This window comes from Ruegeria lacuscaerulensis, assembly GCF_013031245.1.
GTDB classification, from domain to species: Bacteria; Pseudomonadota; Alphaproteobacteria; order Rhodobacterales; family Rhodobacteraceae; genus Ruegeria; species Ruegeria lacuscaerulensis_C.
Genome location: NZ_WPZL01000019.1, coordinates 1 through 19,038, shown reverse-complemented (window position 1 = coordinate 19,038; position 19,038 = coordinate 1). Strand labels below are relative to the sequence as shown.

24 protein-coding genes are annotated in these 19,038 nt (G+C 57.3%); 12 read left to right on the top strand and 12 right to left on the bottom strand.

Annotated features, from left to right (window positions below; genetic code table 11):
• The first annotated feature begins 31 nt into the window (after positions 1–31).
• The 3 genes from bufB to GOX66_RS18085 are packed head-to-tail and all read left to right on the top strand — an operon-like array spanning position 32 to position 2,171.
• Complete coding sequence (gene bufB, locus GOX66_RS18095) at positions 32–889, top strand: MNIO family bufferin maturase (RefSeq protein ID WP_170764220.1); 858 nt, start codon at positions 32–34, stop codon at positions 887–889.
• Positions 886–1,647 carry an HvfC/BufC N-terminal domain-containing protein gene (locus GOX66_RS18090; protein WP_170764218.1) on the top strand — a complete coding sequence of 254 codons (762 nt, stop codon included), beginning with the start codon at positions 886–888 and terminating at the stop codon, positions 1,645–1,647. The genes bufB and GOX66_RS18090 overlap by 4 nt, the downstream gene beginning before the upstream one ends.
• The gene (locus GOX66_RS18085; protein ID WP_170764216.1) at positions 1,644–2,171 is read left to right on the top strand and encodes a DoxX family protein; all 528 of its coding nucleotides are present in this window, start codon (positions 1,644–1,646) and stop codon (positions 2,169–2,171) included. Before GOX66_RS18090 ends, GOX66_RS18085 begins: the two co-directional genes overlap by 4 nt.
• A gap of 1 nt (position 2,172) precedes the next feature.
• Here the strand turns inward: GOX66_RS18085 and GOX66_RS18080 are convergent, their stop codons facing one another.
• The gene (locus GOX66_RS18080) at positions 2,173–2,541 is read right to left on the bottom strand and encodes a hypothetical protein (RefSeq protein ID WP_170764215.1); all 369 of its coding nucleotides are present in this window, start codon (positions 2,539–2,541) and stop codon (positions 2,173–2,175) included.
• A gap of 41 nt (positions 2,542–2,582) precedes the next feature.
• On the bottom strand, positions 2,583–2,900 hold the full coding sequence (locus GOX66_RS18075; protein ID WP_170764213.1) for an ArsC/Spx/MgsR family protein: 318 nt from the start codon (positions 2,898–2,900) through the stop codon (positions 2,583–2,585).
• 216 nt (positions 2,901–3,116) lie between these two features.
• Here GOX66_RS18075 and GOX66_RS18070 point away from each other — a divergent pair, with 216 nt between their 5' ends.
• A complete protein-coding gene (locus GOX66_RS18070; protein ID WP_010439113.1) occupies positions 3,117–3,323 on the top strand; it encodes a cold-shock protein in 207 nt (68 codons plus the stop codon).
• Between the two features lie 156 nt (positions 3,324–3,479).
• Here the strand turns inward: GOX66_RS18070 and thyX are convergent, their stop codons facing one another.
• Positions 3,480–4,391 carry an FAD-dependent thymidylate synthase gene (gene thyX, locus GOX66_RS18065; protein ID WP_170764211.1) on the bottom strand — a complete coding sequence of 304 codons (912 nt, stop codon included), beginning with the start codon at positions 4,389–4,391 and terminating at the stop codon, positions 3,480–3,482.
• A 175-nt stretch (positions 4,392–4,566) separates the two neighbouring features.
• On the opposite strand from thyX, the gene GOX66_RS18060 reads away from it, so the two are divergent.
• Genes GOX66_RS18060 through GOX66_RS18050 form a run of 3 tightly spaced genes read left to right on the top strand, consistent with a single transcriptional unit; the run spans position 4,567 to position 6,469 of the window.
• Positions 4,567–4,995 carry a VOC family protein gene (locus GOX66_RS18060; protein WP_170764209.1) on the top strand — a complete coding sequence of 143 codons (429 nt, stop codon included), beginning with the start codon at positions 4,567–4,569 and terminating at the stop codon, positions 4,993–4,995.
• Positions 4,996–5,024: 29 nt separating this feature from the next.
• Positions 5,025–5,696, top strand: a complete 672-nt coding sequence (locus GOX66_RS18055) for a DUF1194 domain-containing protein (RefSeq protein WP_170764207.1) — start codon at positions 5,025–5,027, stop codon at positions 5,694–5,696.
• Complete coding sequence (locus GOX66_RS18050) at positions 5,693–6,469, top strand: DUF1194 domain-containing protein (RefSeq protein ID WP_170764205.1); 777 nt, start codon at positions 5,693–5,695, stop codon at positions 6,467–6,469. Before GOX66_RS18055 ends, GOX66_RS18050 begins: the two co-directional genes overlap by 4 nt.
• Here the strand turns inward: GOX66_RS18050 and GOX66_RS18045 are convergent.
• The 3 genes from GOX66_RS18045 to GOX66_RS18035 all read right to left on the bottom strand — a co-directional run bounded on the left by GOX66_RS18045 (position 6,416) and on the right by GOX66_RS18035 (position 7,638).
• Positions 6,416–6,913, bottom strand: coding sequence for a MarR family winged helix-turn-helix transcriptional regulator (locus GOX66_RS18045; RefSeq protein WP_419555565.1), 498 nt, complete (start codon positions 6,911–6,913; stop codon positions 6,416–6,418). The two genes, GOX66_RS18050 and GOX66_RS18045, sit on opposite strands and share 54 nt — an antisense overlap.
• Before the next feature lie 78 nt (positions 6,914–6,991).
• The gene (locus tag GOX66_RS18040) at positions 6,992–7,249 is read right to left on the bottom strand and encodes a succinate dehydrogenase assembly factor 2 (protein ID WP_336509501.1); all 258 of its coding nucleotides are present in this window, start codon (positions 7,247–7,249) and stop codon (positions 6,992–6,994) included.
• Entirely contained in the window at positions 7,246–7,638 is a 393-nt protein-coding gene (locus tag GOX66_RS18035) for a helix-turn-helix domain-containing protein (RefSeq protein ID WP_170764203.1), read from the bottom strand. The genes GOX66_RS18040 and GOX66_RS18035 overlap by 4 nt, the downstream gene beginning before the upstream one ends.
• Positions 7,639–7,729: 91 nt before the next feature.
• Between GOX66_RS18035 and GOX66_RS18030 the strand changes: the two genes are divergently transcribed.
• Both GOX66_RS18030 and GOX66_RS18025 read left to right on the top strand, forming a co-directional pair.
• Positions 7,730–8,932, top strand: a complete 1,203-nt coding sequence (locus tag GOX66_RS18030) for a pyridoxal phosphate-dependent aminotransferase (protein ID WP_170764201.1) — start codon at positions 7,730–7,732, stop codon at positions 8,930–8,932.
• A 13-nt stretch (positions 8,933–8,945) separates the two neighbouring features.
• Entirely contained in the window at positions 8,946–9,347 is a 402-nt protein-coding gene (locus GOX66_RS18025) for a hypothetical protein (RefSeq protein ID WP_170764199.1), read from the top strand.
• Positions 9,348–9,356: 9 nt separating this feature from the next.
• On the opposite strand, the gene GOX66_RS18020 is transcribed toward GOX66_RS18025, so the two are convergent.
• The 3 genes from GOX66_RS18020 to GOX66_RS18010 all read right to left on the bottom strand — a co-directional run bounded on the left by GOX66_RS18020 (position 9,357) and on the right by GOX66_RS18010 (position 12,741).
• Positions 9,357–10,721: an MATE family efflux transporter gene (locus GOX66_RS18020; RefSeq protein WP_237212665.1), complete on the bottom strand. Its 1,365-nt coding sequence runs from the start codon at positions 10,719–10,721 to the stop codon at positions 9,357–9,359.
• 113 nt (positions 10,722–10,834) lie between these two features.
• Positions 10,835–11,758 carry a polyphosphate kinase 2 gene (gene ppk2 / locus GOX66_RS18015; RefSeq protein WP_237212664.1) on the bottom strand — a complete coding sequence of 308 codons (924 nt, stop codon included), beginning with the start codon at positions 11,756–11,758 and terminating at the stop codon, positions 10,835–10,837.
• 374 nt (positions 11,759–12,132) lie between these two features.
• On the bottom strand, positions 12,133–12,741 hold the full coding sequence (locus GOX66_RS18010) for a carboxymuconolactone decarboxylase family protein (protein WP_170764197.1): 609 nt from the start codon (positions 12,739–12,741) through the stop codon (positions 12,133–12,135).
• A gap of 126 nt (positions 12,742–12,867) precedes the next feature.
• Between GOX66_RS18010 and GOX66_RS18005 the strand changes: the two genes are divergently transcribed.
• Both GOX66_RS18005 and parE read left to right on the top strand, forming a co-directional pair.
• On the top strand, positions 12,868–13,707 hold the full coding sequence (locus tag GOX66_RS18005; protein ID WP_170764194.1) for a class I SAM-dependent methyltransferase: 840 nt from the start codon (positions 12,868–12,870) through the stop codon (positions 13,705–13,707).
• A 160-nt stretch (positions 13,708–13,867) separates the two neighbouring features.
• Positions 13,868–15,826, top strand: coding sequence for a DNA topoisomerase IV subunit B (gene parE / locus GOX66_RS18000; protein ID WP_170764192.1), 1,959 nt, complete (start codon positions 13,868–13,870; stop codon positions 15,824–15,826).
• Between the two features lie 272 nt (positions 15,827–16,098).
• Here parE and GOX66_RS26325 read toward each other — a convergent pair whose 3' ends face one another.
• Entirely contained in the window at positions 16,099–16,374 is a 276-nt protein-coding gene (locus GOX66_RS26325) for a helix-turn-helix transcriptional regulator (RefSeq protein WP_419555567.1), read from the bottom strand.
• A 523-nt stretch (positions 16,375–16,897) separates the two neighbouring features.
• Here GOX66_RS26325 and GOX66_RS17990 point away from each other — a divergent pair.
• Positions 16,898–17,179, top strand: a complete 282-nt coding sequence (locus GOX66_RS17990; RefSeq protein WP_170764188.1) for a hypothetical protein — start codon at positions 16,898–16,900, stop codon at positions 17,177–17,179.
• A gap of 18 nt (positions 17,180–17,197) precedes the next feature.
• Here GOX66_RS17990 and GOX66_RS17985 read toward each other — a convergent pair whose 3' ends face one another.
• Complete coding sequence (locus GOX66_RS17985; RefSeq protein WP_170764186.1) at positions 17,198–17,968, bottom strand: alpha/beta hydrolase; 771 nt, start codon at positions 17,966–17,968, stop codon at positions 17,198–17,200.
• Positions 17,969–18,047: 79 nt separating this feature from the next.
• Positions 18,048–18,887, bottom strand: coding sequence for an EamA family transporter (locus GOX66_RS17980; protein WP_170764184.1), 840 nt, complete (start codon positions 18,885–18,887; stop codon positions 18,048–18,050).
• Positions 18,888–19,038: the final 151 nt, after the last annotated feature.

Sequence of the window (19,038 nt, the reverse complement as noted above, 5' to 3'; positions counted from 1 at the left end):
CGCCTCTTTGTCGTGTATGGGAAGCAATCACATGTTGGATAACACAACCAGATCGGACAGACTGCCTGCGGCGCCGGGCGTTGGCTATAAGCCCCAGCATTTCGCGCAGATACTGGAGCACGCGCATCCCGTTGCGTGGCTCGAAATACACGCCGAAAACTATATGGGCGATGGCGGTCGACCGCTTGCCCAACTGCGCCACCTGTCCGAACAGTTTCCGATCTCGGTTCATGGTGTAGGTCTGTCCATCGGTGGCGAAGGCCCCTTGGATACGGATCATCTGGCCCGCCTGAAACATCTGGTCGGCTGGTTGAATCCCGCCAGCTTTTCCGAGCATCTGGCCTGGTCGACCCATGACAGCCATTTCCTGAACGACCTGCTGCCCCTGCCCTATACCGACGCGACCCTTTCGCGCATCTGCGATCATATCGATCTGGTGCAGGAATCCGTTGGGCGGCAAATGCTGCTCGAGAACCCCTCCAGCTATCTGGCGTTCGAGGAAAGCACCTGGTCCGAACCCGATTTCCTGCGGGAAATTGCGCGCCGTACGGGCTGTGGCCTGCTTCTGGACGTGAACAATGTATTCGTTTCAGCCACCAATTTGGATTTCTCGCCTCAGGGCTACATTGATGCCTATCCTCTGGACAAAGTGGGCGAAATTCATCTTGGCGGGCATGATGAGGATGAAGACGACCACGGCCACGCCTTGCTGATCGACAGCCATGGGCGTGAAGTGGTCGATCCGGTTTGGGCGCTACTCGACTACGTTCTGGAACGTTCGGGTCCGAAACCTGTTCTGATCGAGTGGGACACAGACGTGCCAGACTGGCCCGTATTGCGGGCCGAGGCTGAGCGTGCACAGGCGGCCTTGGACCGCGTTCCGGCATGAGCGTCTCGCAAACAACCTTTCACACCGCATTGCTGGACCCGTCAGCAGCCATTCCGGACGGCCTGCTGGATTCCGCGGCGCAACCCGCCGGACGCCGGTTCAGCGTGTACCGGAACAATGTGGCGGTGTCCTTGACCGAAGCTATGCATCAGGCTTTTCCGGTTATCACCAAACTGCTGGGGCAAAAGAACATGGATGGCTTGTCGGGGATCTTCCTGCGCAAACACCCGCCGTCCTCGCCCCTGATGATGTTTTACGGCGAGAAGTTCCCAGACTTTCTGGGAGGAATGGAGCAGCTTTCGCATCTGGGCTACCTCGCGGATGTTGCGCGGCTGGAATTGGCACTGCGCCGCTCTTACCACGCTGCGGACAGTGAAGCGGCCCCTGCCGATGCACTGGCCCTGCCTCCCGAAGATATCATGCAGGCGAAACTGGGGTTTGCCCCGTCAATGCACATTCTACGCTCGGGCTGGCCGGTGTTTTCCATTTGGCGATTTAACACCGAAGAAGATGCGGCCAAACCCCAACCCGGACCCGAGGATACCCTGATCACCCGGCCGGACTATGATCCTGTACCGCACTTACTGCCAGTAGGTGGCGCGGATTGGATTGCGGCCATTCAAACCGGACAAACCATAGGCGGCGCGTTTGAAGAAACGGCCGCGCAATTCCCCGAATTCGACCTTGGGGCCACTCTGGCGCTTCTTTTGCAAGGCGGCGCAATTACATCTGTGACTATCGAAAGGCTGGCAACATGACTGCCCTGATCTCATTGCACAACAATACCCTGGGAAGGCTGGAACTGGCCTCTGGCTGGTTGACACCAACTCTGGCCCGGCTGGTTTTTGCTGCAACTCTGCTGGTCTATTACTGGAATTCGGCAACGACCAAGCTCGGCAGCGGTTTTTTCGGGTTTCTTTTCCCGTCAGACGGGGCCTACGTGCAGATTTTCCCAAAAGCGATGGAAGCGGTCAGCTACGACAGTTCTCAACTGGGGATCTTTCATTGGGCGATTGCCGTCGCCGGGACATGGGCTGAATTTCTTCTGCCAACATTGATCGTGATAGGCCTTCTGTCCAGGTTCGCCGCATTGGGCATGTTCGCGTTTGTGTGGGTCCAGACGATCGTGGACGTTAACGGGCACGGTACTGAGTTGGGTAGCTACTTTACTAACGCCGTCAGCTTGCTGGACGACCGGACACTCTGGTCCTTCCTGCTTGCGGTGATCGTAATCAACGGCGCAGGTCCGATTTCACTGGACCGTGTTTTGCGCATCAAATGATCTAAAAATGCGCCTTGGGCTCGTCCGGTTTACCTGCGACCAGCCCAAGGATACCCGCTACGCCGGCAAAGGCCACCGGGAACATGGTGAACACGTTGAACCCGAAAGCGTAGTACATCCCCGCCGCTGAAATCAGCAACAGTACCCCACCAACCAACGCGCGCGCATGGGCCATTGCTCCACCGGCTATGGCCAGCAAGGGCGCAATGATGGACGCAATCTGGATGATCTGCGCGTTGTCCACCTGCTCTGCCAGACCTTCAATCTCACCGTAGCGGTCGATCAATTCGATATAGCCGTAGCCAAAAAAGCCAACAATCATTCCGATCAGACCGGCGATAACACCCAGAATCATAGCTGCGTTACGCATTCACAAACCTCTTACTTGCGCCATTCCAGATAAGTACCCGTTCAGGTAACGCCAAGACCCGCCTGCATTTTCGGGCTCCAGCCCAGAAACAGCGTGCCGTCTTGATCGATCAGAGGCCGTTTCATCAAAGTCGGATGATCCTTGAGCAATTCCAGAGCGGGTCGCGCGCGCTGTTCTTCGCCCAATCCACGCCAGGTTGTCGAGCGAGTATTGAGCAAAGCCTCGCCGAACGTTTCCAACGCCATTGTCATCACGGATTCTGGCACGCCCTGGGATCGGACATCGACGAACTCAGCATCTGGCAGTGATTTCAAGGCCTTGCGGCAAGAATCACAGGTTTTCAAGCCATAAAGGCGCATTTTGGGGTGGCTCCTGAATCTGTTTCAAATTTCGGCAAAATTGCCCGCTTCTTCCGGTAATTCTTGATTTTTTACTTTACCGTGCAATGTTGAAAAAGACGAAACACGCAATTCGGGCCGTATCGTGTGGGCGATGCAGTGATGTTTTGCGGTGTCGTCAACGACTGCCCCCACAAATTATGTGGGACAACGCGCAAGTAGAAGGAGACACGGGAAATGCCAACTGGCACCGTGAAATGGTTTAATACCACTAAAGGCTATGGGTTTATTGCCCCTGACGAGGGCGGCAAGGACGTTTTTGTTCACATCTCGGCCGTTGAACGGTCCGGTCTGACCGGGCTCGCTGACAATCAGAAAGTCTCGTATGAGTTGGAAGACGGACGTGACGGCCGCCAAATGGCGTCTGATTTGAAGCCACTGTAAAACGCCCCGCATTCTGCGGGTTACCAAAACAGGCCAACGGCCAATTTCCGGCCGTTGACCATTTTTCAAAGGTTGGAAACCTTACCCTCGCGCCGGATTAATTTTGGCGCGAGCCTACTGGTTTTTTCCCATCGCAATGAAGCACGGCGTGCGTGATCAGCCATTGCGAATGACGGCCTCGAACTCGCGCCACTCCCGTGCAGTCATGCCCGAGTTTTCCTGCGTGACCGCCTCGCCCGCCAACATTCTGCGCAAGCTGTCGACCATTTGAGCCGACAGATTTACCGCGCCAAGGCGGTAATCTTCGAACGCCCTATAGGCGAAGGGCACCCAATCGGCGACAATCTTGCACATGGTATCCGCATAAACCCGGATTTCGTACTGGGCGTGCGGGTCGGCGCGCAGACGGAGGAAGTGGAACAGGTTGTGCAGATCTACCTTCCAGTACCACTGCGTATAGATATTCGCAGGCAGGTTCATCCGCGCCAGTTCACGCGCCAGCCCCTGCTGGTTGTCCTGGCTGATCATCGACTCATAATTGTCGTAGCAGCGGGCGCTGTCCGCCTTGAGGATATCCAATACGCGGGCAGCCTCTTCACCTTGGAGGGCATCGCCTCTGCCCTGATTGTTCACCTCGGACTGGGCGGCAACGTTGTCAGGCGCAGGAATGTAGAATTCGCGGTCCAGAATGGAATAGCGCGCCGAATACTCGTTCACGTTCGCCGTGCGGTGCCTGATCCACTGTCGGGCCACAAAAACCGGAAGTTTGACGTGCAACTTGATCTCGCACATCTCGAACGGAGTCGAATGCCAGTGGCGCATCAGATAACGGATCAGGCCCTCATCGTTCTGCACCGACTTAGTGCCTTTGCCGTACGACACCCGCGCCGCCTGACAGATCGCCGCGTCGTCGCCCATATAGTCGATCACGCGCACAAAGCCGTGGTCCAGCACCTGATGTGCCGTGTACAGATGATCTTCCATTCCCGCAGCCACAACGCGGCGTGTTGGATGCGATTGCGCCCTTTGCTCTTCGATCTCGGCCAGTTGGTCAGAGGACAGCGGCATGAAAGTTCCTTTCCAGCAATGAGTCGCCTACCACTATATCTCGCCAATTCCATGACCGGAACCGCGACATGTGCACCCAGCATCGCAAATTCCAAATTGTGTCCGCCCTGCCCCTCGACACGCATTGTCCGCGCGCTAAGCTGCAGCGCATCACCTGATTAGAAAGGAAGCCGCAATGGGGCTGACATATCTTCACACAATGGTCCGCGTGAAGGATCTGGAGAGGTCGATGGCGTTTTATAAGTTGTTGGGCCTGAAGGAAACGCGCCGGTACGACAGCGAGGCTGGCAGATTTTCCCTGATCTTCATGGCGCCCCCGGGACAGGAGGATCGGCCAATCGAGCTGACCTATAACTGGGATGGTGACGACGAATTGCCCGGCGACAGCCGGCATTTTGGGCATCTCGCTTATGGCGTCGACGATATCTACGAAACGTGCCGGCACCTGCAGGACAATGGCGTGGTGATCAACCGCCCGCCCCGCGATGGACGCATGGCGTTTGTTCGCTCGCCCGACAATATCTCGGTTGAGTTGCTGCAGAACGGGGACGCGCTGGAGCCCGCCGAACCCTGGGCCAGCATGGCAAGCACCGGCCACTGGTGATCCGCTGGCTGATAGCGTTGGGGCTAGCCATGCTGGCCAGCCCCCTTCGGGCGGAAACCTGCCGCCTGGCCTTGGCTTTGGCTATGGACATCTCGACCTCAGTAGACGCGACCGAAGACGCCCTGCAGCGACAGGGGCTGGCGGCGGCCCTGGTGTCGCCGGAGGTGACCGAGGCGTTCTTCTCGTCCCCCATGCCGGTTGCTCTGGCCGTGTATGAATGGAGCGGTCGCACAACTCAGCGCGTTATTCTGAACTGGACGATGATCAATACCGAGGCTGATCTGCTGCTGGCGGCCTCGACAGTACAGCAATCCGTCCGGTCCGACAGTGGTTCGGCCACAGCGATGGGCTACGCGCTGGCATTCGGAGCGACATTGATGCAGCAGGCACCACGTTGTTTGTTCCAGACCATCGACCTTTCGGGGGATGGGTCAAACAACGATGGGTATGGCCCGGATTCAGCCTACCGGCACTTTCCCTTTGAAAACACGGTGGTCAACGGTTTGGTCATCAACGCTGCCGATTTCGAAGGCGAATTGTATCTGATCCCATTCTTCAAAAACATCGTCCTGCACGGCCCCGGTGCCTTTCTGGAAATAGCACAGGGGTTCGAGGATTTCGAACGCGCCATGCGCCGCAAGCTGGAGCGCGAATTGAAGGGCCTGCAAATCGGTGCGCTAGGGGACGCCGGGCAGAAGTGATACGCGCTTTCGCAGCCATCTTATGCCTGGTCGCCAGTTCGGCCGCATCTGAATGCAGGCAGGCTCTGGCTTTGGGACTGGATGTGTCTGGTTCTGTCGACAGCAGAGAATACCGATTGCAGCTTGATGGTTTGGCGGCGGCATTGCGACGGCCCGAGGTGGCAGAGCTGATCCTGGCAGACACAACAACACCAGTCCGTCTGGCTGTCTACGAATGGAGCGAGACCGGCCATCAGCGCCTGTTGCTGAACTGGGCCGAATTACGATCTGCGCGCGATCTCGAAGACATAAGCTCGCTGCTGAACCAGACAGAGCGCAGCAGCGCCCCGCGGGGTACCGCAGTCGGATCTGCGATGTTGTTTGGAGAGGAGTTGCTGTCGCAACAACCCAGGTGCTGGAAACGTACGCTGGATCTTTCTGGGGACGGAAAGCACAATCTGGGACCGCACCCGCGTCAGGTCAAAAGCACCTTGCAGTCATCGGGCATCACCATCAACGGGCTGGTCATTGGAACGGACGGCTCCAATCTTGGCGACAGGCAGTACGTGCAGGTCGGCGAACTGTCTGCCTATTTCAACGCATGGGTCATCCTAGGCCCCAATGCCTTTGTCGAGGTCGCTCTGGGCTTTGAAGCCTATGAAGAGGCCATGACCCGGAAACTGATCCGTGAACTGGAGGGGCTGGCGTTGTCCGACAACGGCGAATTTGTGCGTACAAGGTCAATAGATATAGCGGATCTGGTCGGTCCAGTACCGTTCGACCCGGCGCAGTGACGTAGTGATGTCTTCGATACCTTCCAGCCCCAACACGCCGCGAGTCTGCAGCCCTTTTGCATGGCGCGAAAACAGCTCGGCCACAGTATCGCGGACTTCCCGTCCGCGCGGCGTCAGCCGCACCCGGACCGAGCGCCGGTCAATCTCGCATCGTTGGTGATGCATATAGCCCATTTCGACCAGTTTCTTGAGGTTGTAGCTGACATTGCTGCCCTGGTAATACCCACGGCTTTTCAACTCACCAGCGGTTACCTCATGATCACCGATATTAAAGAGTAACAAGGCCTGCACGGCGTTGATTTCCAGCACGCCTACGCGTTCAAACTCATCCTTGATGACATCCAGCAGCAGGCGGTGCAGCCGCTCCACCAAAGCAAGCGCCTCAAGATAGCTGGTCATGAAACCCCTGGTTTCCGGCGCGGAGACCTGCATTTCCATACTCATCCGATCCTCCGATTCAGTCGCGCTGTTTCAGGCAGCATGAATCGAAATCCCGAAAAATCAGTTAAGCGGGTCTTTCTTTTATTTTTGAAAGGTCTGCGCGATATCAGAGATGAGGGTCGCAAAACTCTCGGGTGCCGGAACCTGCCCTGTCACCCACTGGTAGAGGTCCTGGTCATTCTCGTGCAGCAGTGCTTCGTAAGTATCCAGCCTGACAGGATTCATGGCTGCCAGGTTCCTCTCGGCATAGGCGGAAAGGATCAGGTCCATTTCCTTGATCCCCCGCCGCATAGACCGCATTTTCAGTCGCTTGATCCTGATGTCCCGGGCTTCGGTCACTGCGCCTCCTCCAGCATCAGACGCAGCCTTTTTTCCAGTCGCGCCGCGCGTTCGGCGCTGGCCCGCATTTCACCGCGGATCGAGCGCAACTCGGCCACGACATCTGCCAACTCGGGCGCGCCCTCTTCGATTTCCTGGGGGGCATCCATACCCTCGCCTTCGCCGGTCAGCAGCCACATGATCGACACGTTGACCATGCCCGCCATCATCGACAGGCGGTTCGCACGCGGCTCGGACAGGTCGTTCTCCCACGCCGCTATAGTTGCCTTTTTGACCCCAAGCCGCCGTGCCATCTGTGATTGTGTCATACCCGCCGCTTCGCGCGCACCTGCCAGCCGATCCCCGAATGTTGCCGCGTCCGGTCCATACCAGTCGTATTCGTCAGTCATCGGGCTCTCCAATTCCATAATTCATATCGCTTGATCGTCATTCGGGCGCACCCTATGACAGACAGGTTGAACATTCAAACCGAGGCCGCCTATGAGTTTCCTGTCTGCGACACTGTCACGCGTAAAACCTTCGCCAACGATCGCAATGACGGCCAAAGCAGCCGAGTTGAAAGCCGCCGGACGGAACGTAATTGGCCTTAGCGCAGGTGAGCCCGACTTCGACACGCCGCAGAATATCAAGGATGCAGCTGTCGCAGCTATTGCCGCTGGCAAGACCAAGTACACTGCGCCCGATGGCATCCCCGAACTGAAACAGGCCGCCTGCGCGAAAATGAAGCGTGATCACGGGCTGGACTATGCACCCGCGCAGATCTCGGTCGGGACCGGCGGCAAACAAACACTTTACAACGCACTGATGGCAACGATGAACGCAGGCGATGAGGTCATCATCCCCGCGCCTTACTGGGTCAGCTATCCCGATATGGTGCTGTTGGCCGGTGGCACTCCCGTCGTTGTCGAGACCAGCCTGGAAAACAACTTCAAACTGTCCGCTGAGCAGCTTGAGGCCGCGATCACCCCGAAGACGAAGTGGTTCATCTTCAACTCTCCGTCCAACCCAACAGGTGCCGGTTACAGCCGCGCTGAACTGAAGGCGCTGACAGACGTATTGATGCGCCACCCTCATGTCTGGATCATGTCAGACGATATGTATGAACACCTGGCCTATGACGGTTTTGAGTTCTGCACACCGGCTGAGGTTGAGTCCGGCCTCTATGACCGGACGCTCACCTGCAATGGTGTCTCCAAGGCCTATGCCATGACCGGTTGGCGCATTGGATACGCGGCCGGTCCGGTCGAGGTTATTGCCGCGATGCGCAAGATCCAGTCACAATCAACCTCGAACCCCTGCTCGATCAGCCAATGGGCAGCGGTCGAGGCACTGAATGGCACGCAGGCGTTTCTGGCCCCGAACAACGAGACCTTCAAACGCCGCCGCGATCTGGTTGTCCGGATGCTGAATGAAATCGACGGTATCACCTGCCCGACGCCTGAGGGTGCGTTCTATGTTTATCCGTCCATCGCGGGGCTGATCGGAAAGACCACGCCCGCGGGAACTGTGATCGATACGGATGAGGCTTTTGCCACCGCTCTGCTGGAAGAGGCCGACGTGGCCGTTGTATTCGGTGCAGCCTTTGGCCTGTCGCCGAATTTCCGGGTCAGCTACGCAACCTCAGACGAGGCGTTGACCGAGGCCTGCACCCGCATCCAGCGCTTTTGCGCGTCGTTGACCTGACCGGAGGCCTCCCATGACCGCAGAGCTGCCAGAATACTATTTCCGTGTCCGCGAGAACGGTGCCGCGGTTTTCAGGATCGACACCGAAAACCGTCAGCGCCGGATCGAGATGGATCAGATTGCCGTGATAAACATCCGCAACGGAGAGGTGAAGCCGCAAGGGCAGCGCACTTTGTCCGAGGCGGACCAGGCCGAAATCGCGCGTTGGATGAAAGAGCGCAAAGCTCTGTTGGCGCAACGCGACATCGACGACATTCACCGCGCCGTGGATAACCTGAACCTGACCACGCAATGGGCACAGTCCAAGGCGACGGAGGAACAGCTTGAGGACGTCACCGACCGCCTGTTAATGGCGATGCATGATCTGCGCACCGTTCTGGTGCGCAAAAAGGCGGACCGGCTGAGCAAGGGTTGACAGGCTGCGTTATTCAGCCGGCACTCCTATGGCGCGGACCGAGCGCAACCAGAACCGCGACATCAACAAGACCGCCGCGCAGGCAAGGCCTAGTACAAGGCCCAGCCAGATACCGATCCCGCCCATGTTCTGTACGAAGCCAAAGAAATATGAGGCTGGAATCCCCACGACCCAATAGCTGAGCCCGGCCATCACCATCGGAACTTTGGCATCCTGCAACCCACGTAGCAGGCCCAACGCGATCACCTGCGCACCGTCCACCAGCTGGAACAGGGCCGCCATGGCCAGCAGGCCGGTACCGATTGCCAGAATCTCAGGACGTTGAGGGTCATCGGGCTCTACAAATGTGGAAATCAGCGGCTCGGCGCAGGTCAGGAATAGGGTGACCGTCATGACAGATACGATCAGAGACATCCCCGTCACCGCGATTGCACCTTTTTCAAGATGCGGTCGGTCTTTTCGGCCCAGGGCGTTCCCGGCGCGGATTGTGGCCGCGTTTGAAAGCCCCAGATGAACCATGAAGGTGGCCGAGGCCAGGTTCAGCGCAATACCATGGGCGGCAAGCGAAACCTGTCCGATCCACCCCATCATGAAAGCCGACATGGCAAATAATGAAACCTCGGCGAGCAAGGTCAATCCTATGGGAATCCCCAATCGCAGGACGCTGAACAACATCTCCCAATCCGGGCGCCAGAACCGTTGGAACAGGTTGTGCTCTGGCAAAACGCGCACGGCATAGATCACGACAGCGACCAGCGATACCATCTGCGTTACCACCGACGCGATGGCCGCCCCCATCACGCCCAGTTCCGGTGCGCCCCAATTGCCAAAGATCAGCGCATAGTTGGTCAGCCCATTGACCACCGCTGCGGCGACAGTGATCCACAGAACGATCTGCGTTCGCTCCAACGCCGCAAGATAGGATTTCAGCACCATGACCACCAGCGCCGGGAACAATCCCCACCCTGCAATCCGAAGGTATTCCGACGCAGTTTCGGCGACTTGCGGGTCCTGCTTTGTCGCGATCAGGATCGGGAGAGACCACCAAAGCAAAGGTATCACTAGCATCGCATATAGCAGCGACAGCCACAGCCCCATACGGGTCGAGCGGCGGATGCTGGTTTCGTCTTCTTCGGCGGCGGCTGTCGCAACCATCGGCATGACTGCCAGACCAAAGCCGCCCCCGAACAGGAACAGCACAAAGTAAAAGCTGCTGGCCAGTGTCACTGCGGCCAGCGCCTCCACCCCGTACCAGCCCAGCATGATCGTGTCTGTCAGACCAATGGCAAACTGCGCCAGATGACCGCCGATCAGCGGCAGGCCTAGCACAGCAATGGCCCGGAAATGGGCGCGATATGTCATCACTTTATTCATCGCATCAGCCTTATGCCCGGCCAAAGGCCGGGACAAGTGCAGATCGATGAAATTTCAGATTGAGACTGAATTGCCGGAGCCGGAAACCCGCCCCCGGTCCAGAACAGCGAAGATCAACGTGCCTCGGGATGCAGTGTGTTGCCCAGAATATGCTCGGACCTGTGGATTACGTGATGCGCCTGCCCGACGATCAGAGGATCAGGTTCCCCGACAATGTCGAGATCCTTGTCCGGATAGTCCAGCGTCGACAGGAAATGGCGCATGCAATTCAGACGCGCACGCTTCTTGTCGTTGGACTTGACGATGGTCCAAGGCGCGTCTGCTGTATCCGTATAGAAGAACATCGCCTCTTTCGCTTCAGTGTAGTCGTCCCATTTATCCAAGCTTGCCTTGTCGATGGGTGACAGCTTCCACTGTTTCAGCGGATCGGTTGCGCGGCTTTTAAACCGGCGCTGCTGCTCAGATTGCGTGACAGAGAACCAATATTTGTAAAGCTGGATGCCAGAGCGTACCAACATCCGCTCCAGATCAGGTGTCTGCCGCATGAACTCAAGGTATTCATTGGGCGAACAAAAGCCCATGACACGTTCAACGCCCGCGCGATTGTACCAAGAGCGGTCGTAGAAAACCATTTCACCGACGGTCGGCAACTCCTGAACATAGCGCTGGTAATACCACTGGCCTTTTTCTTCCCAAGTCGGTTTGTTCAGCGCCACGACGCGCGCTTGCCGGGGGTTGAGATGCTCCATGAACCGCTTGATCGTGCCGCCCTTGCCAGCCGCGTCGCGTCCTTCGAATAACAGAACGAACCGCTGGCCGGTCTCTTGTGCCCACAATTGGACCTTTAGCAGCTCTGCCTGCAACTTGGCCTTCTGCGTTTCATAGTCCCGGCGGGCCATCTTGCGACCATAAGGGTATTTACCGCTCTCAAAGGCCTGACGGATTTTCTCGGGGCTCGGCTGTAATGGTTCGGATATTGGTGTCGGGACGACTTTAACAGGTATTTGATTTTGTTCGATTTGCGCCGCAGCTTCCATTCACATGCTCCTTGTTTCACTGTCCAGGGCAATGGCTAGCAGAAGACCCGATTTTGCGCTTTGATTGGGGTCAATTTGAGACCACAAGAAACAGCAAAAAAGGCTGCAGGTGAGCGATCTGGTACTCGGGCCGGACCATGGACACAGCATTCATCGGCCTGAACGGGCAGCTCTTCATTCCGTGCGGATTGGGGCTGCCTGAATTGCTGTTTCTCCCGAAGACAACGCACTGTCGCCGGGGTCGACGGCAGAATTAGGGGCGTTCGCACCCGCCCCGACGCCCGCTGAACTTCCCTGCGCCAATCACCTGTTATATCGCCCACGACCCAAGGCCTATGCAGAGGGCATTCTGAATTGGATGGTGGGATTAACGCCTACTTGTGGCCCCAATCCGCCGGATCGTCCGAATTGTTTGGGGACAGGCCCAGAACGTCGCCTTCGGTAGAACATCCCAATCCAAGAACCGTTCTGTTTGCATAGGAAAAATACGCACAGACCTGATTGATCTCGAGTATCTCGCCATCATCCCATCCCTCCTCACGAAGGGCTCCGATATCTTCGGAAACCAAATCCGCCGGGGCTTCGGTCAGTTTGCGCGCATAGAGCATCGCTGCGATCTGAGCTGCATCCAGCGGCGCGGTTTCAGGCGCCCGAGCCTCGATCGCTGCGCGAATCGCAGTGCCCCGATCCGGGTCGCCCAACAAGCGCTGCAATCCGCTGAAATGATGCTCAACGCAATAGTTGCAATGGTTAAGCGAACTGACCCAAACGCCAAGCACTTCAAGAAACCACTTTGGAACGGTGTTGGCCGAATGATGCAGGACGTTCTTGTACAGCACCATGTGGCCTTCCATCGAATGCGGCCGAAGCGAATGCGCCATCATGATGTTGTCCACGTTATTGCCGGGGCCCGTGACCCGTTCATATAGCTTCCGCAGTTTGCCGGTGGCTTGCTCGAACGGAACAGTTTTTATCCAGCTCATGTTGTCCCCGTGGTTTTATTGCGAGTCGTACGAACCCTAGTATCGATCCCGCTGATCTTCGAGATGAAACTGGATTGGTCCAATCTGACCGGGTAAGCTTCTCAAACACAAAGAATGAGGTATCCAATGGAAATGACGGAAAAAACCGTCGCGGAGTGGTACGCCAACCACCCGATTTCTGCACCGCATATTCTGACAAAACTGAAAAACAGCCGCGGATCTCTGGATGATGTCGAACCACAAGAGCTCTACCCTTTTGACCAGGATCATTATGACGGCTTGGACGCAAACGCCCGGCTGGCTGACAACACCCGGATGAAGCCCGGCGATAGCGTGATCGATGTATGTGCCGGCCTGTGCGGACCTGCGCGATGGTTTGCAACGGAACGGGGCGTTCAGGTGACCGGCATCGATATCAGCCCCAATCGCGTTGAAGGGGCAAAGAAACTGGATATCCTTGTGGGAATGCAGGATCAGGTGCGCCCGATTTTGGCCAGTGCGATGAACCTCCCGTTCGAAGACGCACAGTTTGACGCGGCGGTCAGCCAGGAGTCCTTTTTGCATATCCCGGATAAACCAAAGGCTCTGCATGAGGTTCTGCGCGTTCTCCGCCCCGGCACCCGCTTTTCCTTCACCGACTGGGTGATGCACACCCCTCTGCCCGACGACGAACAGGAACAGTATCGGCAGCGCTTTGCGTGTCAGTCCATGCTGAGCATCCCCGAATACGAAACCCAGCTCGGAAAAGCCGGGTTTGACGTTGTCATTACAGACGACGTAACCGAGGCCTGGGGAGATATCCTGGCGCGGCGGTTGAAAATGTATGAAATCCTGGACGCCGAGGCCGAACGCGCCGGTAATCCCTCCAAAGGTGACGAGTTTCTGAAGATGTACGCGAAATTTGTAAGCGATGTTCAGCAGCGGCGGATCGGTGGCGTTCGCTTAACGGCTGAAAAACCACAATAACCTCATTTGAAACGACGGCTCCGCCCATTGGAAAGCTTGGCGGAGCCTCTTCATTCTGACCTGCAAACCCATCAATCGCCCACAACACCTCGGGCCCCTCTTTCCCCGGACCACATCACCTGCCATAATGGGACCCAACCCAAAAACAAGAGCAGCACCCATGCCCGACGATCTGTTGACGCCTAGCGCCACTACCACCTACGACGCCTCATCCATCGAGGTGCTTGAAGGTCTGGAACCAGTCCGAAAACGCCCCGGCATGTATATCGGCGGCACGGATGAGCGCGCTTTGCACCATATGGTCGCCGAAATCCTCGACAACTCGATGGACGAGGCCGTCGCTGGCCACGCCAACCGGATCGAGGTGGAACTGCACGCCGATTTCGCCCTGACAGTGCGCGACAACGGGCGCGGCATCCCGATCGATCCGCATCCAAAATTCCCCGACAAATCGGCGCTGGAGGTCATCCTCTGCACCTTGCACGCAGGCGGCAAGTTCTCAGGCAAGGCGTACCAGACTTCCGGTGGTCTGCACGGTGTGGGTGCGTCTGTGGTCAATGCGCTGTCGGATTCGATGGTCGTGCAGGTGGCTCGCGATAAAACTCTGTTTGAGCAGCGCTTCTCGCGCGGCATCCCTCTGGGTCCGGTCGAAAAGGTCGGCGCGGCGCCGAACCGGCGCGGCACCACTGTGACCTTCCATGCGGATGAGGAAATCTTCGGCCACCACCGGTTCAAACCGGCGCGACTGTTCAAGTCCATCCGATCCAAAGCTTACCTGTTCTCGGGCGTCGAGATTCGCTGGAAATCCGCCATCGACGACGGCGAGACCCCGACCGAGGCCAGCTTTCACTTCCCCGGCGGCCTGTCGGATTACCTGAAAGAAACGATGAATGGCTCCTCGACCTATGCCGAGCAGCCCTTTGCCGGAACCGTGGACTTCAGGGAAAAATTCGGAACCCCCGGCAAGGTTGAATGGGCGATCAACTGGACACCCTCGCGTGACGGGTTCATCCAGTCCTACTGTAACACCGTCCCTACCCCCGAAGGCGGCACACATGTGGCTGGATTCTGGGCGGCGGTCCTCAAAGGTATCAAGGCCTACGGGGAGCTGATCAACAACAAAAAGGCCGGTCAGATCACCCGCGACGATCTGATCACCGGTGGCTGCGCGCTGGTGTCGTGTTTCATCAGTGAACCGGAATTCGTCGGCCAGACCAAGGACCGCCTTGCCACAGTCGAGGCACAGCGGCTGGTCGAGAATTCGGTCCGCGACCATTTCGACAACTGGCTGGCCGCGGACACGAAATCCGCCGGCGCGATTCTGGACTTCCTCATCCTGCGGGCTGAGGAACGCCTGCGCCGACGGGCCGAGAAGGAAACACAACGCAAGTCCGCCACTAAGAAACTTCGTCTTCCCGGCAAGTTGGTGGACTGCTCTAGTTCAACACGCGATGGCACGGAATTATTCATCGTCGAGGGCGACTCGGCGGGGGGTTCGGCCAAAATGGGGCGTGACCGTAAAACGCAGGCCCTACTGCCCCTGCGTGGTAAGATTCTGAACGTGCTGGGCGCGGCCAGTTCGAAACTGGGCACCAATGCCGAGATCAACGACCTGACGCAGGCGCTGGGCGTGGGGCTTGGCACCAAGTTCAACGTCGACGATCTGCGTTATGACAAGATCATCATCATGACTGACGCGGACGTGGACGGGGCGCATATCGCGTCCTTGCTAATGACGTTCTTCTTCACCCAGATGCGCCCGATGATCGACGCGGGCCACCTGTACCTGGCCTGCCCGCCCCTCTACCGCCTGACCCAAGGCGCCAAGCGCGTCTATTGTCTGGACGAGGCGGAACGCGATGAATGGCTTGAGAAGGGTCTGGGCGGCAAGGGCAAGATCGACGTCTCGCGCTTCAAGGGTCTGGGCGAAATGGACGCCAAGGACCTGAAAGAGACGACGATGGACCCGACTTCCCGCAAACTGATCCGCGTCACCATAGACGAGGACGAACCCGGCGAGACCGGCGATTTGGTCGAGCGCCTGATGGGCAAAAAACCCGAACTGCGGTTTCAGTACATTCAGGAGAATGCGCGGTTTGTGGAGGAGTTGGATGTTTGAGAAAAGCGGGGCAAGCTGTTAAACTTGCCCCGTTTTGCGCAAATGAAGCTCGTCACCCGAAGATAATTTGCTTCCCTGCGATAGCCAATCCGATCACTGCCTCCCATGATGCGTAAAACAGCGTCCTTAGAGCGTATGCCCGTGCGTAACTGTCCGCGATCTTTCGACTATACTTCAACTTTTCACGATACTCCTGTCGAAAGTCCAACAGTCGCTCGATCCGGTCGTCTTTTAGAAACGTTACGGCTGAGACCAACCGCATCGTCCACCTGTTAGGCCGGCGGGGCCTCGTCTTGCCTTTCATAAATGAAAAGCTCCTTACTTCTCGCGCCGCGAGAGTCCCGAACACCGTCACTTAAAACCTGCAGGCCATCCGCGCTCAATTTATATACGCGACGGGTTCGGCCTCTTTGGCCTACAGATTGTTTTTTGTCCAAGTCGGATGTCAGCAAACCCAGTTTGACTAGACGAGACAGCGCAGCATAAATCTGCGGCATGTGGATATTATCTCGCTTCAGTCTTTCTGATATTTGATCTCTGATACGCATTCCGTAAGCTTTATCTCCTAGCTCCTGTACTGCGTTCATTACGTCGACTTGAAATGTTCCAATTAACAGAGAGGACATCATAGCCTCCTCGCTGGAACTCCTATTGGGCAGTTCATCTCATTCATGTTTTTCTCCATTCGTTTTTCCTACTGGTTTCTAAAAGAGCGCATTCTTGGGCGCCCGGTTGTTATATAATAAGCTATTATATAATAATCAACCCCACCCCAAAAAAATTGGTGCTCAGAAGCAACGCGGTATTGCACGGGCGCAAACTTCTGGTCTGTCAGATCGCGATACTCAAGCGCGCGCATGGAAGTCTGTCGGGCGTGTGCTCGATGCCTTGCATCAAGCATTGGGTGGACAGCGCAGAACGTCCCCACCAGCGGCACACAAACACGCCCCTTGCCTAACCCGTTGATCTCGTTCACACTTACCCTCAAACCGTCATTCAAGAACGACATTTGAGGTTCCGAGCGTCCAAGACCCAATGAGACCAACAACAGATTTCGAACGGGAGGACGACATGAAAACACTGACACTCGGAGTAGCTTTCGCGCTGCTGGCCACGCAAGGCGCGGCGCAGCAGACGCTCAGCCTCGCATCACCCATTCCGGACGGCGCGGAAAGTCGGTTCTGCTATTACAAGGGCATGGCTTACTCGCAGGATGCCTTTGTCTTGTTGACCGGCGACAACACTGTCACCGAGACGGTCAGTACGATCCAAGAGCGCCTGCTGCGCTGTCATCGCGAAAGCGACGGCACCCTCAAATGGAAACCGCAGAGCACCTTCTCGACCAACAACTGAACGGTCAGGGTGGGCACCCTAGCCCACCTGTCTGTCCAGCCAGTCCGCGATCTGTCCGGCGGGTTTTTCCCAGCCGGGCTCCATGAACAGGAAATGCGCGTGGTCTTCGACGGGCATGAAGGTCGCGCGGTCTCCGTACAGCTTGGCCAGCGCCCGGCAGGTGTTGGGGTTCACCGCCCGATCCTCGGTGCCTGAGACGACCAGTACCGGGCAGTCGACCTTGTCGATATCCACCTTCATCGCTTGGTGATCGTCGAACATCCAGAAGAACATCTCGAACATCACCCGCCCGCTTTCGGCACCAAGCTGGTCGAACACCTCATGCTGCTGCGCCTCGGGCATTTTGTTGAGCGCGAAGGGAGCCATCAAATCGAACTCGACCCGCATCGGCTGTTTCCAGAACGCCCCGCCCTCCATCAGCGCGCGCGGGATGGTGCGTTCATCGTCAGTTTCAGGCAGCGTGCCCCACGGCGCGTTCGGGTTGATCAGAACGATGGCACTGGCCAACCCGCGTGAGGCCACCTGCTGCGCCACGACACCCGCTATGGCATGCCCCAGAATGACCGGTTTGCTGTCCAGTCCTTGCACGAACCCGGCGATGTCTTCGGCATAGTCCGCCACGCTGGTATCGGTCAGGCCCGGATCGGGCTTGGCCTTTGGGTCTCCACCGTGGTAACGTAGCGCGGGGGTGTGCACGATCCAGCCCCGGTCGCGGAAAAACCCAGCGTAATCCTGCATACACCACGGCCCCGCAAAGGCCCCGTGAATCAGAACAATCTCTTTCGTCATGAAAACGCTCCCTCCTCACTCAAATTCAATATGTGAGGTTGAGAGCGCAAACAGCAAGACTATGTTCCAAGGCGCTTCGTTAAACAGCCATCCCGATCAGGGCAACACCTACCGCCATCAGAACTGCGGCCCCCAGCCGCCGCATCCAGTTACCCTCTTTCAGGAAGATGAACCCGATCAGCGCCGCGAAGATGACCGAGGTTTCCCGCAGCGCCGAAACCGCGCCCAGCGGGGCAAAATTCTTGGCATAGAGAACCAGCCCATACGCGGTCATCGATACCAACCCGCCCAGAATACCAATCATCCATACTTTGGCGGGCAATTCGGTCAAGGTTTTGCGCTTTCGAACACCAACGAAGCCGGCAATGAACAGATGCAGAAACGCCCCCCACGCCCAGTAACTGAGCGTATTGCCCGACAACCGAACCCCGATCCCGTCGACCACTGAATAAACCGAGATGCAAAAGCCAGTACCAACGGCAAACCCTAAAGCACTGCGCCCCACACCTGAACGCAACGCGCTCCAGCTACTTAACTGTATCCCAAGTGCAATCAGCGCGATCCCGATCCACGCCTGAAAGGGCAACACCTCTCCCACCAGAAGCATCGCCCAAAGCGACACCAGCGCGGGCACGATGCCACGGGCAATCGGATAGACGACACTCAGATCGCCATGCTGATAGGCTTTGCCCAGCATGAAGTAGTACCCGAAATGCACAACGGTCGAGAGCAGGATGTAAACGAAGCTTTCGGTATTTGGCAGCGGCAGCACCATCACCATGACAGCCGCAGGAATGACGTGGCCTAGTGCCACCAGACCCAATGTGGTCGTCCGGTCCGCCGCCGTTTTGACGATTGCGTTCCACACCGCGTGCAGCACAGCCGCCGCCAGAATGATGACGATGACAAAAAGAGTCACGGCTGAACCTCTCGCGCAAAAAAACCGGCCCGAGTGGCGGGCCAGTGTCTCTGTTTACACAGCAATCCGCTGATTACAATGCGGATTTGAACAGGGTTGTCAGGTTGTTTTGGTTGAGTTCGATGGGGTTGCCGCCGCAGGAGGGGTCGAT

What these genes read in the sequence shown, in the direction of transcription:
- ppk2 (WP_237212664.1), bottom strand. Translation starts at nt 11,758, where the DNA reads ATGGAAGCTGCGGCGCAAATCGAACAAAATCAAATACCTGTTAAAGTC.
- GOX66_RS18025 (WP_170764199.1), top strand. Translation starts at nt 8,946, where the DNA reads ATGACCGCAGAGCTGCCAGAATACTATTTCCGTGTCCGCGAGAACGGT.
- GOX66_RS18090 (WP_170764218.1), top strand. Translation starts at nt 886, where the DNA reads ATGAGCGTCTCGCAAACAACCTTTCACACCGCATTGCTGGACCCGTCA.
- GOX66_RS18035 (WP_170764203.1), bottom strand. Translation starts at nt 7,638, where the DNA reads ATGACTGACGAATACGACTGGTATGGACCGGACGCGGCAACATTCGGG.
- GOX66_RS18045 (WP_419555565.1), bottom strand. Translation starts at nt 6,913, where the DNA reads ATGAGTATGGAAATGCAGGTCTCCGCGCCGGAAACCAGGGGTTTCATG.
- GOX66_RS18030 (WP_170764201.1), top strand. Translation starts at nt 7,730, where the DNA reads ATGAGTTTCCTGTCTGCGACACTGTCACGCGTAAAACCTTCGCCAACG.
- GOX66_RS18080 (WP_170764215.1), bottom strand. Translation starts at nt 2,541, where the DNA reads ATGCGTAACGCAGCTATGATTCTGGGTGTTATCGCCGGTCTGATCGGA.
- GOX66_RS18010 (WP_170764197.1), bottom strand. Translation starts at nt 12,741, where the DNA reads ATGAGCTGGATAAAAACTGTTCCGTTCGAGCAAGCCACCGGCAAACTG.
- GOX66_RS18060 (WP_170764209.1), top strand. Translation starts at nt 4,567, where the DNA reads ATGGGGCTGACATATCTTCACACAATGGTCCGCGTGAAGGATCTGGAG.
- GOX66_RS18005 (WP_170764194.1), top strand. Translation starts at nt 12,868, where the DNA reads ATGGAAATGACGGAAAAAACCGTCGCGGAGTGGTACGCCAACCACCCG.
- parE (WP_170764192.1), top strand. Translation starts at nt 13,868, where the DNA reads ATGCCCGACGATCTGTTGACGCCTAGCGCCACTACCACCTACGACGCC.
- GOX66_RS18075 (WP_170764213.1), bottom strand. Translation starts at nt 2,900, where the DNA reads ATGCGCCTTTATGGCTTGAAAACCTGTGATTCTTGCCGCAAGGCCTTG.
- GOX66_RS17990 (WP_170764188.1), top strand. Translation starts at nt 16,898, where the DNA reads ATGAAAACACTGACACTCGGAGTAGCTTTCGCGCTGCTGGCCACGCAA.
- GOX66_RS26325 (WP_419555567.1), bottom strand. Translation starts at nt 16,374, where the DNA reads ATGCGTATCAGAGATCAAATATCAGAAAGACTGAAGCGAGATAATATC.
- bufB (WP_170764220.1), top strand. Translation starts at nt 32, where the DNA reads ATGTTGGATAACACAACCAGATCGGACAGACTGCCTGCGGCGCCGGGC.
- GOX66_RS17985 (WP_170764186.1), bottom strand. Translation starts at nt 17,968, where the DNA reads ATGACGAAAGAGATTGTTCTGATTCACGGGGCCTTTGCGGGGCCGTGG.
- GOX66_RS18020 (WP_237212665.1), bottom strand. Translation starts at nt 10,721, where the DNA reads ATGAATAAAGTGATGACATATCGCGCCCATTTCCGGGCCATTGCTGTG.
- GOX66_RS18085 (WP_170764216.1), top strand. Translation starts at nt 1,644, where the DNA reads ATGACTGCCCTGATCTCATTGCACAACAATACCCTGGGAAGGCTGGAA.
- thyX (WP_170764211.1), bottom strand. Translation starts at nt 4,391, where the DNA reads ATGCCGCTGTCCTCTGACCAACTGGCCGAGATCGAAGAGCAAAGGGCG.
- GOX66_RS18070 (WP_010439113.1), top strand. Translation starts at nt 3,117, where the DNA reads ATGCCAACTGGCACCGTGAAATGGTTTAATACCACTAAAGGCTATGGG.
- GOX66_RS18055 (WP_170764207.1), top strand. Translation starts at nt 5,025, where the DNA reads ATGCTGGCCAGCCCCCTTCGGGCGGAAACCTGCCGCCTGGCCTTGGCT.